Below are 16,850 nucleotides of genomic sequence, written 5' to 3'. Positions count from 1 at the left end.
GACCCCGAGGATCTCCGACCCCGGAAGCCTCGATCACGCTTGGTAGCGTCGCGACCGTTGCGAGCCCCCTGAGTGGGGTGGTCCCCGGGGGCGGGGCGACCGAGCGTGATCGGGGGGATGTCCACGTGGCCGTCGCTGCTCCGCGCCTCTTCTTCGTCAGCTACACCCAGGCCGATGAGGGGTGGGCCCTGTGGATCGCCGGTGTCCTGGAGGAGGAGGGTCACAGGACGAGGCTGCAGTCGGCGGATTCCCGGCCCGGCAACGACTTCGCGCACGAGATGCATCAGTGGCTCGTCGACGCCGATCACGTGATTGCGGTGGTCTCCGAGCGCTACTACGGGTCGACCTACGGCCTGTTCGAGATGGGCTCGGCGCTGGTCACCGACGCTCTCGGACGCGACCGCCGCCTCCTGCCGGTGCGTGTCGAGGACTGCGCGCCCCGAGGCCTGCTCGCCTCCCGCGTCTACATCGACCTGTTCGACGTCGCCGAGGAGCAGGCGCGCGAGGCCCTGCTGCATGGGATCGACGACGCTCCCCGCAGCGTAATCGGGTCGCCGTTCCCGGGAGGGCCGGCTCGCCGCCCGGCCACGGAGGAGCTGGTCTCGGCGCTGCGCGTCCACCGCGTACCCCCCGGTGTGCGCGGCGGTTCGGAGCTCGAGCTGCTCGGGGACGCCTTCGTCGGTGACCTCGGGGCATGGCTGGGGCTCGACCGCGGACCGAGTACGACCGTCGTCGCCGCCGACCGCGGTGCCTCGCCGACCGCGGCGCTGACCGCCGTCGAGGACGTCATCGGTGACGACCCCCTCGGAGCCCGGCTCGGTGTCCGCACCTGGCACGAAGTCGGCCTGGATCGCCTCGGGCGCCTGCCGGGCGCCGAGCCGCTCGGGGTCGTCGTCACCTGGGACCTCGACACGACGAGATCCGGCCACCGTGACCTGACGTCGGTGCGGCGAGGTCTCGATCACGTCCGTCGGAGCCACCCCGACGCCGCCATCGTCCTGGTTGCCCGGAGCGCCGACGCCGGGCGGGCCGTCACCACCGCCGCCGCGACGGGACGCGCTCTCGCGGCACGGCACCCCGGCCTCGAGGTGGTGGCGACCACGCGCCCCGGGGCGGCGCAGGACCACGGCGGCGACTCAGCCGGAGCCGGAGCCGCCGCGACGCGCCTGATGAGCGTCGTGGCCGCGCACCGCCGCGAGCTCTCCCTGCCGGCTCCACCGTTCCCGCACGACGCGGACCCGTTCCCGCCGGACACCGACCCCGAGGAGGTCGCGAGCGCCGTCGTCGCCGAGCTCGACGCCGCCGACGGAGTCGACCCGTTGTGGGGCCCGCCCGCGCGGGAGGCCGAGGCGCTCGCCCTGGTCAGGAACCACGCAGGCGTCTTCTTCCCCGCGGTGACACGTCACCACGCGGCCGAGCGTCGGGCGCCGAACCACTGGGCGTCCCTGCTCGCCGCGGCGCCGTTCGACGCCGACGTCGATCTCTGGTGGGACTGGGCACCGACCGTCGACGGGTCCGACGTCCCGCGGGCGCTGCGCACGAACCCGCGCCTGGTCGAGGCGGCCGTCCTGGCGATGCTCCGCCGCGGCGAGGACGTGACGGCGTGGAGTGCGCTCGCCCGGAACAGGATCGGGTCGACCTGGCGCCTGGCCGAGCACCTGGCGGGCACGAGGTCGGGTGACCGCGCGTCGACGGCCGCCGACGCGGCGTTCCTCCAGTACGGCGACGCCGGTGTCGGAGCTGCGGCGGTCCGGGCCCATGCCGACGAGGTGCTGGCCGTGACACCGCCCGCTCCGGAGGCGTCGGCGGCCTGGTGGGCGGTGCTCGGGCGGGAGCCACTCTCCCCCGACCGCCTCGCGGTCGTGAGTGGGTTGGCACCCGCCACCCGCCGGATCGTCGGGTTCGTGGAGGCGGGAACCGCTCCCGATCCCGCCTTCGAGGAGCTGGCGTACGACCTGCGCCTGGCCTGGCGCCCGCCCCTGACCCGAGGAGGAGTGGCGTGAGCATGCTCGCCGACTGGTTCTTCTGCACGACCGTGGACCTGTCCCCCGGCGACACGCACGCCGTGCTGGACACCCTCGCCGTCATCCGGCGCCGCCCGAGCTCACCGGACGAGCTGCGTGACGCGGCATGCGCCCTCCTCGGGGCCCCGGCGTGGGTCCAGCTCTACGGTCTGCACCCACTGCTCACCGCCTACGGACGCCTCTGCGACGAAGGCGACGCGAAGGGGCGGGACGAGAGCGGGGTCGACGAGGCGTCGGCGTCCCGCGACCCGGACCTCGAACTGCGGCTCCTCGAGCTCGTCGACGCGATCATCGACTCCACCGAGCACCCGGCTTCTCCGGCGCTCCGATCCGCGGTGGAAGCGGTGGTCCACGACGATGCCGGCGCCCGGGCCGACGTCGTGGCGGCGTCGGCGACGCTCACCGCCCCGGCGGCCGCCCCGTCCGCGTCCCGGGCCACGCCGTACCACGATCTCGGGGACGAGGCGCTGCCGACGCTGGCCGTCGTGGCCCTCGCCGAGCTCACCCGCCGCCGTCCGGCCTCGGCTGCCGACCTGTGGCTGGCCGACGAGGCGGTGCCGCTCTGTGCGGCCGCGCTGCGCGGCGAGCACGGCCGTCTCGCTCTCCTGGTCGCCGTCGAGGCGGCGACCAGGACCGACCCACGCGCGCGGGACCACCTCTGGCGGACCCTGTGGCACGAAGGCCGGGGCGCGGCGGCGTTGCAGCCCGACCTGCTCGACGCGCTGGCGCGGACCTGGTTCGGCAGGCCGGACGGCGACGACGCCCCGTCGGTGGCGGTGCTCGAGGCCGAGGCCGTCACGGGCGAGGACCTCGCGCTGTGGGCGGCCTCGGCCGGTCGCGGAGGCGACGCGGCGCTCGCGGATGCGTACTCCCAGATCGCCGGCCAGGTGCCGGGCGGCGCGGGCGTCATGACCGCCGTGCTCTGGCACATCGTGCTGTGGTCACTCGCGGTGGAGGCGGACCCGGTCGAGGCAGCACGACGCACCGCGCGATGGTGGGGCATCCCTCGACCGCCGGGAGAGGGCCCGGCCCGGATCGCGGCCGGCGGCTCGCTCGCCGCCACGCGGCGTTTCCTCCAGGACGTTCCCCGGCTCCGGCCTGCCCCCGAGAAGCTCGAGCTGCTCGAGGAGCCCGTCGAGGGCACCGCGGCGGCCGACGGCGCGGCGGTGTGGTCGCCGTGGTGGTCGCGGTGGCACGACGGGTGGGATCACGAACGTCGAGGCGGCCCGGCCTTCAACGCCGGTCAGGCCGGCACCACGGCAGCGCTCGTCCGTCTGCTCGGTAGCACCGTCGTCGCCGCGTCGATCCTCGAGTCGACGCCCACGGTCGGCCCGGAAGAGGACCACCTGACGGCGCTCCTCTTCCACACCGCCGACGTCCTGCGCGACCACGGCTCACTGATCTCCCAGGTCCGGGACGGCCGGTACGTCGGCGACGGCCCGCTCGGGCCCGCCGTGGTGTCGTTGATCTGGCACGTTCACCGGCTCGTCCAGGACATCGGGTGCGGGCAGGCGGATCGGGTCGCGCCGCACGACCTCGCGGCGTTCGCGGCGCGGTTCCTGACCGACGAGAGCAGCCTCGACCTCGCCGACGTCCATCGTGCGCGGTTCGCGCGGCAGGCCGTCGGTGCGGTGACGACCAGCTGGATCCGGGGGGCGTGGGCGCAGTCGAGCGCCGTGAGCGGGAACGACGGCTGCAACCGGTGGTTCGAGGGCGATCCGCCGCATGCGCGGCAGGCCCTGGTGCTCGCCCTCGACCGGCAGTGTCGGATCGAGGAGATCCGGAGAGCGACGCGCCCGGGGAAGAAGGTGCGGGTCCCGGAGCCGTGGCCGATCGCGCAGCTCCTGAAGGAGATCTACCCGGCCCAGTGGCCGGAGCCGCACGCCAACCGCTGGACGCCGGTGGTCTACGACTGGAACCGGCCGAAGAACCCACTCGCTCCCCACTACGAGGCCGCCCTGCGCCGCGCCGGCGGCGACCCCGAGGCCGTGGCGGAGAACGTCATCAAGCCCGAGCGCCTCCTGCTCTCACCGCGCCACCCGCTCGCCGTGTGGGAGGCGGCATCTCCCGATCTGGAACGGTGGCTGCGGGTCGACAGCGGCCCGCTGACGATGAGGGTGCTCCGCCTGTCCGCTCTGCTCGAGGACCCGCGGGCGCTGGCGTCGGACGATCACCGGGAGTGGGTCCAGGACTGGCTGGACCGCCTGTACGCCGTCTCGCGCAGCGATCACCTCCCGCTCGCCGTGCGCAGCCGGATGATCGAGCTCATCACCCCGCCGTTACTCGACGGAGCCGATCCGGTGGCGGTCGGCGGCGTGCTCGCCGACGTGCACCGCGCCACGATCGACACGCTCCTCGAGTTCGCGGTCGGTACCCCCCGTCACGTCGAGGCGCTCCTCGAGCGACTGGCCGGGCCGGTCCTGCCCGGCGTCGAGAGCACGGACCAGCTGCGCCTGCGCGCGATGGAGACGATCCACCGGCGCCGGGGCCGCACGAGCGACAGCACGGTGCTCGCGGGTCCGGCCGACCGGAGGCGCAGGCGGATCGCCGCGAGCTCGTTCGAGGTCGCCGTCCTGCGGTTGATCGCCGCCGTGGCGTCCACCCCGACGGCGGGGGACGACCGTCGATCGTGGGCCGAGCGCTCCAGGGAGAGCTGGGAGCGCTCGCAGCGGACCCCGAGCGAGCGCGCACTTCGCCGGCCGCTCGGACGGCCCACCGTGGAGCCGAGAGCCCAGGACGACGTCCACGTGCCCGATGTCCTCGTCGCCGCCACGGCGATCGACCGCCATCGCGCGCAACGGATCCACTACCACCTCGATCTCGACCCGGAGCGCAGGGAGGACGGCAGGCGGGTCCACAGCCTGTTCCCCAACGAGGGCTACCGCCAGCGCCTCGTCGAGCAGGCGGCCGGGGCCCCACGCACCGTGGTGGCCGTCGTCGCCGCGGTGGAGGACGACCGCTTCTGGGTCAACGCCGGGACCGGTGCCCTGCTCCCGCGGCGACGGCGGGGTCACCGGGCACCGGCGGTCGGCGACGTGATCGCCGTAGAGCTGCGTGGCGAGCCGCTCGAGATCGTCGATCACCGCGACCTGGCCCGGCGGAGCCCGGAGCCCGACGAGGTGCGGTTCGCGTGGGTCGCGGCCGTCGAGGACACGCCGTGGCTGTCGGTCAGTGTCGAGGGACTGGCCGTCCCCGACGTCTACCCGCGGCAGCCGGGGGCCGCCGGGGACGAGTGTCGGCGGCTCTGGGATCCGGACCTGGCCCGCGGTCACGGCGACGCGCCGTTCGGGGAGCTGGCGGTGCCGGCGCGGTGGGACGCGGACCTCTCCCACTGGGTGCCGGTTCAGCGCTCCCTGGCCGAGCTGCTCGTGGACGAGCCCGACATCCGCACTCAGGTCGATCTCGTGCACGCCGGTGACGACCTGTTCGTGACGGTGCCCGGCCGGCTCTACCACCTCCGCGACGCCGACTGGGAGAGTCCGGACGCCACGACCGAGGCCCTGCGGGGACAACCGGCCGGGACGGTGCTCTCGGTCGTGCTGACCGACGAGGTCGGCGGCGACGTGGACGACATCCCGAGGCTGAGGTTGCTCGGCCACGACGACCGGAACGTCCGCTGGCGCCGTCTCTTCGACGATGTCGAGAACGAGCCGGTGGTCGCGGCGCGGGGCGCCGACGGCACGCTGCGCATCGAGGTGGACGCGCCTCCCGGGTTTCCCTCCTCGGTGACGGTGCACGGCGCCGAGGAGTCCGGCTCGCGCGTGATCGTCCTTCCCGAGCAGTGGGACGACCTCGGGGCGCGCACGGCCTCGGTCGGCACGGTGGGACTGCAGACGATCGGGGTGCCCGACCCGGAGCACCCCACGCCCGAGAGGTTCGCCGAGCTCGTCACGATCGAACGGGGCGACCGTGTCGTCCTCTCCCAGCTCCTGTCCCAACGTCGCATCGAGTCACACGTGCTGGTGCGGACCAGGGCCGGCCTGGTGGCACGCCTCGAGACGGAGTCGCTGAGCCTCCTCGACCCCGAGGCCGTCGATCGCCGGGCGCCCGCCCTCGTCGAGGGCCGCGTCGCCGAGGTGGTCTCGGTGACCACGCGGACCGAACCGGACCCGCCCGGGCGCCCGATCGGTGTCGACGACCTCGTGGAACGGGTGGCGACCGACGGCGACCGGTCGACCCTGCGGCGGGTCCTCGGCTCCGCGCCCTCCGTCACGGGCGTGGTGGTCACCCGAACCACCGTCGGGGACGGCTCGATGCTCTACGGCGTCTGGTGCGAGGTCGGCGGCCGTGTGCAGCTCGTCCACCTGGAGGGCGCCTGCTTCAGCGCCGACCGTCCGCAGCCCATCGGTCAGCCGGTGCACGGGCAGCGCGACGGCGCGGCCTGGTCGTTCCGCTTCGCGCGCCGCTCGGTCGTCGTGCGTGCGGTGTTCACCCTCGAGGAGGGCGACCGGCCCGCCGCCAGCGAGTTCGTGGGCGTCGACGGGCGTGACGGGCTCTACCAGGACCCGGCCCGTCCGGTCGTGTGGCGCGGGCCGCTCCCCGGCGGTGACCCCGTTGCGGCGCTCCGTCTGGTCGGTGCGCGCGTCACCGCGCTCGGCCGGCTCCGACCCGGGACCCGACCCGTCTCGGTCACCGCGCCCCGGGGCGGGCGGACCCTGCTCGGCGGTGCGCTGGTCCCCGAGTCGTCGGCAGGCGTCGTCGTCACGGGACTCCGTGTGTGGGTGAACGAGACGCCCGGCGAGGGTGTGCATCTTCGGCGGGTCTTCCACGTGCGGACGAGCACCGCCACCACCGTGCCACGCGGTCCGGCGCGCCCGGACCACGCGCTGCGGTGGGAGCGATTCCTCGCCTCCGGCGAACGGCACGTCACCGGGCGACTCGTCGCCCGAGAACTGAAGCTCAACCTCGGCCTGTGGGTGCCCTGCCCGGACGGTGTGCTCCGCGACCGCGTGCCCGTCGCGGAGGACGACGCGCCCGCGGTCCACGGGGTGTCCTATCCGGTGGCCAACGTGCGCGCGGCGCTCGTGCCCCGCGGCGCCGGCTACGTCGCGTCCTACGCCTCCGCGGAGCCGTTGGACCTGGGCAGCTTCATGGCGCTCCTGCAGTGCCCGGTGGCCGACGGGTCCCGCCGCACGCTGACGGACGTCCTGCGCTACGTCGGGCCGCCGACGGACGGCGTCGACGGGCACGTCTTCGAGTGGGGCTTCGGGTGGAGTGTCACCGTGCCCCGGGATCGGATGATCGTGGTGGGCGGGCCGGAGGAGAGGGTGCTGCCCCCGCTCTTCCACGGTGACCGCGTCGGCGAGGTGCGCTTCCGCACCGGCGACGACGGACTCCCGGTGCTGGAGATCGAGTGGCGGGCGATCGTGCACGACTTCGTCACCCAGATCGTGGAGGAGGGCCGCCAGGACCAGCTGCACCTCGTGGACATCGAGCTGCAGCTCGACACGGGCTCCGCGCGGGTGCTCCACGCCCAGACCCGCAGCCCACGTGCCGTCGCCCGGCCGTTCCAGGGTGCGCAGTGGGTGCCACTGGCCGCCTCGCTCGACGGCCCGAGCGTCGCCGCGCTGATCGACGGGCTGCGGGCTCACGGGGACACCGGGCTCGTGCGGCGTCGCATCCTGGCCCGCTTCGACGTCGATCGCGCGGTGGCCACCGGTGGCCGTGAACGGCGCTTCCGGCCGGTCCGCGTCGGCGAGGGTGATCTGCAGCCCCACGACCGCGTCTTCCTCGTCGCCCGCGACGTCGAGCGCCGGCGCAACGAGACAACGGTGATCTTCGGGCTGCCCGCCGACGCGATGGACGCGGGTGCGCTCACCGTCCGCGTCAACCGCCGCCAGTTCTCCTTCCGTGAGAACACGTTGGCGCGCCTGCTCGACAGCGGGCTCGACGTCGAGACCGGTGGCGTGCTCATGCTGGTGCGCCTCATGTCCGAGGATCGCGGGGTCTGGACGGGCTCCACCCGTGACGCCCCGCCACGTCGACCGGAGGCGCTCGTCGGGCATCTGACGCACCGCGGTGGGTCGGGCTACGCGATTGTCGGCCGCGTCGGCGGGGCCTCCCGCCTGGAGATCGCTCCCGGCATCGTGTTCGACGGCAGGGGCGTCGTCGGCGCGGAGGACACCGCCACCGGCGCCATCGTCCGTCTCGCGCTGGACCGTCGGCACAGCACGGTCGAGCTCGTGGTCGCCATCCCGGCCGACACCTCCTATCTCGGCGCGGAGGGTCGACCGGCCGTCGTCTTCCCCAAGTCGACGTTGCTGGGGCGGGACGACCGGCAACGGTCCGGTCCGATGCGCGGCGGTTTCACCCCGTCGGGCCTCCCGGGTGTCGAGCTCACCCCCGACGAGGGCGCCGGAACCACGCTCCTCGGTCTTCCGCACCCCAAGGTCGGCGTCGTCGCGCGGACGCCCGAGGGGGCACCGCGGGTCCGTCTCCCGGAGAGCGGCGAGGCGCGACGAGGACGGCTCGCCTTCTCAGCGAAGGTCGCCGAGCGCGCCCCGGTCCTCGAGAGCGGCGAGGCGGGTGGGACCCGGGTGCCCTGGAGCCGGATGTCCTTCCGCGACGCCTCGGCCCGCGACGTCCTCCACGACAGCACCAGGTTCGCCTGGCAGCACCACGACCGCAGCACCGGGCGGGTCCTCGCCGACGGTCGCGTCCAGTGGAACGACGTCGGTCTCGGGTCGCTGGAGGGCGACGGCGCCTTCTTCGACGACGACGAGGGGCTCACGCTGCGCTTCCCTCCCGAGTCGCTGGGGCGTTTCGGCTTCCCGGCCGGCGAGCTGCTCGACGAGCCCGGTTGGAGGCGGCGCCTGCCGGTCGCCGGCCCCAGCGCCGACGGCGGGGGCGTCTGGGTCGAGCTCGGACCGGGCCGCGTCGTCGAGATCCGCGGACCGCTCGTGACCGCCGACGGCCACTCGTCGCTCGCCGACCTGGACTGGAGCGCCTTCAGGCCGGGCGACGAGATCGGTTGCGTGCCCGCGGAGGAGCCCGGGGCGGGCCGGGAGTGGAACGCGGGGCCCGGCCACCTCGTGCTCACGTCCTGGAGGAGCACGGTCCGTGCCGCGCTACCCCTCGGGGACAGGTCCGTCCCCGTGCTGCTCCCGGTGCGCGGGGCCGACCACGAACGCGGCGCGCTGCAGCTCGGGGCGCGGCGGTGGGCCCTGACGGTGCCGATCGACGGCGACCGCCTGGCGGGGCTCGCCGACGAGGTCGCGGTGTGGCTCGACGGGCGCAACGACACCCACCCGCTGTCGGGGCGCGCCGTCGCGGCGGGAGACGTCGTCCTCCTGACCGTGGACGACGACGGAGAGCTGAGGATCGACGGCCTCGGGGAGCTGGGTGTGCGCCTCGCTCCCGACGCCGTCCAGGACTGGCCCGGGTCGAAGTGGCTGCACGCCGCATTGGCCGACCCCGGGCGGCGCCCGGAGCTGATGGCCGCGCTGGGGCGGTTGCCGGTCACCGTGCACGGTGTTGGTGTCGACGGGACGTGGGTGTCGGTCTCCCGCCGCCACCAGCCACCGGGACACTGGCCCGCCGGCCGGCTCGTCCGGACCGAGGTCGTCGCGGCGTGGGGCCGCGGGAGCCTCCTCCTCGCCCACGGCGGCGCCCTCTATGACGTGCCCGTCCGCGCCGCCGTCGCCGGGCTGCCGGGGTCGCTCGCGGCCGCTGCCGCTGCGCGGCTGCCGGCCGGCACGGAGCTGTGGTGGGTCGTCGACGCGGACAGGCGGCGCCATCCCGGACGCAGCCTGTCCGACCCGGCCGTCGACGGGCGGGACGTGTCCGTCCGACCGCTGTACGAGGTCGTGGTCGACGACGAGGTCGCGGGCATCATCTGCTCGGACGGCGCGAGCGGGCGCCTGGCGTGGCTTCCTGCCGAGCAGGCGTCGTGGAGCGATCGGTTGCCGGTGCGCGGGACCCCGGCGGCGCTCGCTCCCCTGGGTGAGGTGCTCGTCCACGAGGCGTCGACCGGCGAGCTCTCCATCATCGGCCGGTCGGCGGTCGATCACCACGCGACGCGGCTGCGTCTCGGCGACACCCTGCGCGTGATCGTCGGCGCACGGTCGGGGCAGACCGATGACGGGCGCTGGCGCTACGTCGCCCGGCTGCGGGTACCCGCCGTTGCCCTGACCTTCGTGTCGGCCGACAGCGGCATCGCCGAGGGCGCGACACGCCTGACCGAGATCGACGAGCTCGGCGTGCGTCCGCGGTTCACGGTCACGGTCGTCGATCTCAACAGCCGCCTGGTACCGCTGGCCCTGCCGTCCTCGCTCGTCGCCGCGCACCGGTCGATCGCCGCGGGCTCGCCGCGCCCGAGCGCGGACACGGCGTACCACCGGTGGTTCGTCGAGGGCGTGGTGGCGACGTCGCCCGCGCACGACCCCGTCGAGGACCTGGTCCGTTGGGCCGGGACGTTGACCGAGGGGCCGCCGCCGGAGCCGACGCGGCTCCTGGCGTGCGTGGACCGGTGGCTCGCCGAGGACGGTTCCGCCCTGCTCGGACTCCAGCGTGATCGTGAGCTGGATGCGGCACCGGCCCTCGCGGCACTGATCGTCCTGGACGCCGCGGGAAGGGCCGATCCGGCCCGTCGCCCCGACGCGGTCCTCGCGCTCCGACAGGTCGGCGCGCGAGCGGCCGCGAGCCTCCACACGGCGGCCTTCGCCGGCGAGTGGGTCGGCCGTCCCGAGAGGCACGGACTGTCGGGTGCCTGGGCGCGGCTCCGCGCCCTCGACCTCGACGCCGAGCTCACGCCCCGTCAGGTCAGGGGGGTGCGGGAGTTCTGCCGCGCCATCCTGACGAAGCCGGGTCTACGGCTCGTCGAGAACGGTCTGGCGCCGGTGGCGCGGTCGTTGCTCGCCGCGATCGGCGAGCTGGAGACCGTCGAGGCGATGACGGAGGCGGGAGGTCCGCTCGTCGAGCTCGCCGGATGGGGACGCGCGTCGGTGGCCCCGGCCGGCCTCGCCACCGCGCAACCCGAGCTCCTCCCGTCCCAGCGTTGCGCCCTCGAGACCCTCGCCGAGACGGTGATCGGGTCCGCCGTCCCCTGGGTCCTCCTGCCGCCGGACGCGCCGTTGCGCAGGGACGAGCGCGACCTGGCCACGGAGATCGTGGCGCGGGCGCGGGCGAACGTCCCGACGCCGCCGCAGCCGAGGAGTGAAGCCCCGGTTGGGTTGATCCGGCTCGTCCAGCGCTGACGACCATGTGAGCGAACTTCGGTGCTATAGCCCCGAAGTTCGCTCACGTGGGGTGGGGAGGGGAGAGCGGCGGGCGCGGCGGGCGACGAGGCAGAGCAGGACGAAGATGATGACCTGGCTGACGAGGTAGCCGGCGGCCGCCCACACCGCGCCGCCGAGGTACGAGAGCACGAGCGTCGCGACCAGCCCGAACGTCAGCCCGACCGCGATCGCCGTGGCCACGCCGCGCTGGTGGCCGCGGGTCTGGGCGATGATCGCCGGGGGCTGGTTCAGCGTCACGATCGCCGCGCCGATCGCCAGCACCGCGAACACCGTGCCCGAGCGCGCGTACTCCTCGCCCAGCAGCAGCGGGATCAGCGGCGGCCCGGCGAGCGACACGAGCAGGGGCGCGACGGCCAGGGCGGCGCCGACCTTGATGACGCGGCGCTCCTCGGCGTGCAGGGCGTCGGGGTCGGTGCCGGCGCGCGCGAGCCACGGCGCGGCGACCAGCTGCAGCGACGTCGCCAGGAACGTCAACGGGCCGATCAGCCGCCCCGCCGCGGCGTAGAGCCCGCCCTGGAACGCGCCGGCCCCGAGCGTCACCAGCGGTGTGTCGAGCTGCTGGGCCTGCGCGGCGAGGTTGGACAGGCCGAACCCGAGGCTCTCCCGGGAATGGGAGACCAGCTCCCGCGACGCCCGCGCCGGCTCGGGCGGAGCGCCCAGGAAGAAGCGGTCCAGCAGCGCCTCGGCCACGAAGCTCGCCGGGATCGCCGCCGCCAGCGCCACCTCGCCCGCCCCGAACGGCACGAGCGCCAGGGCGACCACCAGCCCCGCCACCCGCCCCACGAGCTGGCCGATCGAGGCCTGCGAGAACTTCTCGGCGGCGCGCAGCAGCCCGTGCGCGGTCTGCGCCTCCCACATCGCCGGGCCGGTCAACGACAGCAGCAGAGCGGCCTGCCAGGACGGCGCCAACCACAGCGCCACCCCGAGACCCACCGCGAGCAGCAGCACCGACCACCGCCGCTTGGCCCGGACCAGCGAGCGCGCGGACGCCACCGGCAACCGCCCCGCGGCCGTCTCGCGCACCGAGTAGTTGATGAAGCCGGCATCGAACACCGTCGCCGCGATCTGTCCCACCGCGGCGACGGTGGCGATGAGACCCAGCGTCGCCGGGTCGATCGAGCGGGCGCCGACGACGTACGTCAGGCCCAGCACCAGCTGGCCGGCGACCAACGTGCCCGCCACGCCGCCGATGCGGCCCAGCAGGAGCCCGAGGGCGCCGCCGGGAGCTCTCACTTGTCGAGCGCCGCCAGGTCGGCGTCGACCATGAGGTGGGCGAGCTGTTCGGGCATGGTGTCGGCCTTCCAGCCCAGGTCACGCTGGGCCTTGGACGCATCCCCGATCAGGGCGTCGACCTCGGTGGGCCGCAGGTAGGTCTCGTCGAACCGGACATGGCGCTCCCAGTCCAGCCCGACCCGCTCGAACGCCCACTGCGTGAACTCGCGCACCGTGGTCGCGGTGCCGGTGGCCAGCACGTAGTCAGCCGGGGAGTCGGCCTGCAGCATCCGCCACATGCCCTCGACGTACTCCGGGGCGTAGCCCCAGTCCCGCACCGCGTCCAGGTTCCCCAGGTACACGTTCTGCTCCAGCCCGGCCTTGATCCGCGCCGCGGCGCGGGCGATCTTGCGGGTCACGAACGTCTCGCCGCGGCGGGGGGACTCGTGGTTGAACAGGATCCCGTTGACCGCGAACAGGTCGTGGGCCTCGCGGTAGTTCCGCGCCATCCAGTACCCGTAGACCTTCGCCGCCCCGTACGGCGAGCGGGGGTAGAACGGGGTGTCCTCGTTCTGCGGCGGCGGGGTCGCCCCGAACATCTCCGAGCTCGACGCCTGGTAATACCTCGTGTCGACCCCGACCATCCGGATTGCCTCCAGCAGGCGCGCGGTGCCGACGCCGGTGGTGTTGCCGGTGTACTCCGGCTCGTCGAACGACACGCGCACGTGCGACTGCGCCGCCAGGTGGTACACCTCGTCCGGGCGCACCTTCTCGATCAATGTCACCAAACGGCTCGAGTCGGTCAGGTCCCCGTAGTGCAGCACCAGGCGCTGGTCGGTCTCGTGCGGGTCCTGGTACAGGTGATCGATCCGGCCGGTGTTGAACGTCGAGGAACGCCGGATGATCCCGTGCACCTCGTAACCCTTGCCCAGCAGCAACTCGGTCAGGTACGACCCGTCCTGACCGGTGATCCCGGTGATCAACGCGCGCTTCACGGACGAGCCCCCTGCTGGTCGAGGAACCACTGGTAGGTCGAGGCCAGCCCTTCGGCGAGCCCGATGGTCGGCTTCCAGCCCAGCGCCTGCAGGCGCGAGACGTCGAGCAGCTTGCGCGGCGTGCCGTCGGGGCGGGAGGTGTCGTAGACGATCTCGCCGGTGAAGCCGACGGTGCCGGCGACCAGCGAGGCGAGCTCGGCGATGGCGACGTCCTCACCAACGCCGACGTTGATCGGCGCGGGGTCGTCGTAGGTCTCGAGCAGGTGCAGGCAGGCGGCGGCGAGGTCGTCGACGTGCAGGAACTCGCGCCGCGGCGTCCCGGTGCCCCAGACGGTCACCGTCGGGGCGTCCGACACCCGGGCCTCGTGGAACTTCCGGATCAGCGCCGGCAGGACGTGCGACTTCTCGAGGTCGAAGTTGTCGCCGGGCCCGTACAGGTTGGTGGGCATCGCCGAGATCCAGGACCGCCCGTACTCCCGGCGGTAGGACTGCACGCCCATGATCCCGGCGATCTTCGCGATCGCGTAGGCGTCGTTGGTGGGCTCGAGCGCGCCGGTGAGCAGGGAGTCCTCGCGGATGGGCTGCTCGGCGAACTTCGGGTAGATGCACGACGAGCCGAGCAGTAGCAGGCGCGGGACGCCGGCGCGGTGAGCGGCGTCGAGCAGGTTGGCCTGGATGCGCAGGTTGTCGTGGAGGAACTCGACGGGCTCGGCCGCGTTGGCCGCGATCCCGCCCACGCGCGCGGCAGCGTCGACGACGACCGCGGGCGCGGTCTCGTCGAGGAACCGTGTCGTCGCGGCGAGGTCGCGCAGGTCGACCTGCGACGATCGCACGCCGACGACGTCGGTGAACCCGGCGGCCCGCAGGTGGCGCACGACCGCGGATCCGACGAGCCCCGACGAGCCGGCGACGAACACGCGGGCATCGCGGGGCAGGGGCGTGCCGATGTCCCAGCCGGTGAGCGGTGCGGTCATGAGGTTCTCCCCCGGGATGCGCGGGAGGCGGCGAGGCCCTCCACCCAGCGCTGGTAGTCACGGTGTGCGGCGGCGGCGCCGAGGTGCTGCTGCGCATAGGCGCGGCCGGCGGTGGCCAGCGCGTCGATGCGCGCGGGATCTCCGGCGAGCCCACGCACGGCGTCGAGCAGATCCTGCGGGCTCCCGGGGTCCACGCGCACACCGCCCCCCGATCGACGGATCTCGGCGGACGCGGCGCTGCGCTCCCACGACGCGGCGACGACGGGCCGGCCGGCGGTGAAGTACGAGGTCAGCTTGCTGGGCACCGACATCTCGGCGACGGTCGGCGCCTCGTTGACCAGCAGGACGTCGGCGGCGGCGAGGGCGTCGGAGAAGTGGTCGCCGGGCAGCGGGTCGCGGAACTGCAGGCGCCCGACGCCGGCGCCGCGCTCCTCGAGGGCCGTGCGCTGGTTGCCGTCGCCGAGCAGCACGAACCGCACGTTGGCGCCGCGCTCGTCGGCCAGCCGGGCGGTGTCGACGACATTCTCGAGGCCCTGCTTGAGGCCCATGTTGCCGGCGTGCAGCACGACGACCTCGTCGTCGCCCCACCCCAGCGACCGGCGCGTGGCCGCGCGCTCGCCGTGCGCGGAATCGACGTGGGCCCAGTTGCGGATCACCGACACGCGGTCGCGGTCGACGCCGAGCCCGGCGAGCCCGTCGCGGAACTGCTCGTGCACCACCGCGACCCCGTCGGCCTGCCGCAGCAGCCACCCCTCGAGCTTCGCGGCGGCCTGCCCGGCGCCGGCCGAGGCGATGCCGGTCTCGGTGACGGCGCGGCTGTAGAGGTCCTGGGTGACGACGCCGAGCGCCGTGCGGCCCCGCTTCTTCCAGCGCAGGCCGGCCACGACGGTCAGCAGCACCGGGCTCACGGCGACGACGACGTCGGGGCGGCGCGCGCCCTGACGCCCGATCGCCGCGGCGTGGGCGGTGAACGTCGCGTCCATCGCCGCGCGGCGCAGGGCGCTGGGGGCGCTGGGGACGGGGTGGCGGACGCGGGTCACGCGCGCGGGGCCGTCGGCCTCGTGGCGGCGCAGGCCCGTGTAGCCGTCGTGGACGGCCCACTGCGGGTAGTGGGGGTAGCCCGTCACCACCCGCACGCGGTGTCCCGCGTCGGCGAGCGCCGCGACCATCCCGGCCGTGTAGGGGGCGTTGCCGGTGTGCTCGGGCGGGTAGTGCATGCCCAGCACCAGCACGTCCAGCTGCGTCTGTGCGGTGCGGGAACCGGGCGCTGTCGGTGTCAACACTCTGTCAAGCTCCGCTACTCCCCCCGAGTTACCACGTGCACTCTTTCGGGGTACTTGTTTGACCGCGACTTGTACCCTCGGCACCATAAATGCGTGGATCAAGAGGCCGGTGTCAAGAGTCCTGACGCGCGTCTGACACCACTTTCGGGGGAAGTCACACCGCCGTCCGTCGCTGTGTGCATCCCCCTCTTCCAGAAGGTCGACTACGTCGGACGGGCGATCGACAGCGTCCTCGCGCAGTCCCACACCGACTTCGAGCTGGTCGTGCTCGACAACGCGAGCACCGACGGGTCGGGCGCCGTCGTCGACGCCTACGACGACCCGAGGGTGCGCGTCGTCCGGCACACCGAGACCGTGCCGATGACCGCGAACTTCAACGCCGCCGTCGCCGCGACCCGGGCGCCGCTGGTCAAGGTGCTCAACGCCGACGACCTCGTGGAGCCCGACGCGCTGGCCCGCCAGGTGGCGGTGATGAACGCCGAGCCGGACGTCGTCGTCGTGTCCAGCCGGCACCACCTCGTCGACGCCCACGACCGCGTCGTCGCCCGCGACCGCACCCTGCGCACGCCCGACCTCGTCGGCCGCCAGGACCGTGCGGCGATCGTGCGCCGGGTCGTGCGCCACGGCGGCAACCCGCTGGGCGTGCCGGGCAACATGCTGTTCCGGCGTGCAGCGTTCGACCAGGTCGGAGGCTTCACCGACGCCGACGACTCCTTCGTGCTCGACGTCGCCCTCGCCATCCGGCTGACCACCGTCGGCGACTTCTACGGGCTCCCCGAGACGCTGTCGCGGTTCCGGCTCGCCTCCGGATCCGAGACCGGCGAGGCGCGCCGGGCGCACCTGCAGGCCCAGCGGGCGTTCATCCGGGGGCTGGCGCGCGAGCACGCCGATGTCGTGCGCCGCAGCGACGTCGCCCGGGGCGTCGCGCGCTGGCCGCTGACGTGGCTGCGCCACCAGGTGCTCATGTCGGCGGCCTCCGACCCCGACTCGCGAGGCCACCGCGCCGCCGCCCGCGTGCTGGATCCGGGCGGCGTCCGCAAGAAGTGACGGCGACGACGTCATGACCGTCGTCACCTTCGGTCACGATCACCCGCGCCCCGAGCTGCGGATCTCACGAGCTGCAACG

At 74.1% G+C, this 16,850-nt stretch carries 7 protein-coding genes; 3 read left to right on the top strand and 4 right to left on the bottom strand.

Features of this window, described 5'->3' with window-relative positions; genetic code table 11:
* The first annotated feature begins 125 nt into the window (after positions 1 to 125).
* Entirely contained in the window at positions 126 to 2,003 is a 1,878-nt protein-coding gene (locus WCD41_RS16135) for a TIR domain-containing protein (protein WP_337714482.1), read from the top strand.
* Positions 2,000 to 11,218, top strand: a complete 9,219-nt coding sequence (locus WCD41_RS16130) for a hypothetical protein (protein ID WP_337714481.1) — start codon at positions 2,000 to 2,002, stop codon at positions 11,216 to 11,218. The genes WCD41_RS16135 and WCD41_RS16130 overlap by 4 nt, the downstream gene beginning before the upstream one ends.
* A gap of 24 nt (positions 11,219 to 11,242) precedes the next feature.
* Here WCD41_RS16130 and WCD41_RS16125 read toward each other — a convergent pair whose 3' ends face one another.
* Genes WCD41_RS16125 through WCD41_RS16110 form a run of 4 tightly spaced genes read right to left on the bottom strand, consistent with a single transcriptional unit; the run spans position 11,243 to position 15,724 of the window.
* The gene (locus tag WCD41_RS16125; protein WP_337714480.1) at positions 11,243 to 12,493 is read right to left on the bottom strand and encodes a lipopolysaccharide biosynthesis protein; all 1,251 of its coding nucleotides are present in this window, start codon (positions 12,491 to 12,493) and stop codon (positions 11,243 to 11,245) included.
* Positions 12,490 to 13,467: a GDP-mannose 4,6-dehydratase gene (gene gmd / locus WCD41_RS16120; RefSeq protein ID WP_337714479.1), complete on the bottom strand. Its 978-nt coding sequence runs from the start codon at positions 13,465 to 13,467 to the stop codon at positions 12,490 to 12,492. The genes WCD41_RS16125 and gmd overlap by 4 nt, the downstream gene beginning before the upstream one ends.
* Positions 13,464 to 14,441: a GDP-L-fucose synthase family protein gene (locus WCD41_RS16115; protein WP_337714478.1), complete on the bottom strand. Its 978-nt coding sequence runs from the start codon at positions 14,439 to 14,441 to the stop codon at positions 13,464 to 13,466. The genes gmd and WCD41_RS16115 overlap by 4 nt, the downstream gene beginning before the upstream one ends.
* Positions 14,438 to 15,724 (bottom strand): glycosyltransferase family 4 protein, encoded by a 1,287-nt coding sequence (locus tag WCD41_RS16110; RefSeq protein WP_337714477.1) that lies wholly within the window; start codon positions 15,722 to 15,724, stop codon positions 14,438 to 14,440. Before WCD41_RS16110 ends, WCD41_RS16115 begins: the two co-directional genes overlap by 4 nt.
* On the opposite strand from WCD41_RS16110, the gene WCD41_RS16105 reads away from it, so the two are divergent.
* Positions 15,638 to 16,771 (top strand): glycosyltransferase, encoded by a 1,134-nt coding sequence (locus WCD41_RS16105; protein ID WP_337714476.1) that lies wholly within the window; start codon positions 15,638 to 15,640, stop codon positions 16,769 to 16,771. The two genes, WCD41_RS16110 and WCD41_RS16105, sit on opposite strands and share 87 nt — an antisense overlap.
* Positions 16,772 to 16,850 lie beyond the last annotated feature (79 nt).

It is taken from the genome of Actinomycetospora aeridis (assembly GCF_037400275.1).
GTDB lineage: Bacteria > Actinomycetota > Actinomycetes > Mycobacteriales > Pseudonocardiaceae > Actinomycetospora > Actinomycetospora aeridis.
This window is presented reverse-complemented; position numbering and strand designations above follow the sequence as displayed.

Coding starts and splice junctions, on each gene's coding strand:
- WCD41_RS16115 (WP_337714478.1), bottom strand. CDS start 14,441: ATGACCGCACCGCTCACCGGCTGGGACATCGGCACGCCCCTGCCCCGC.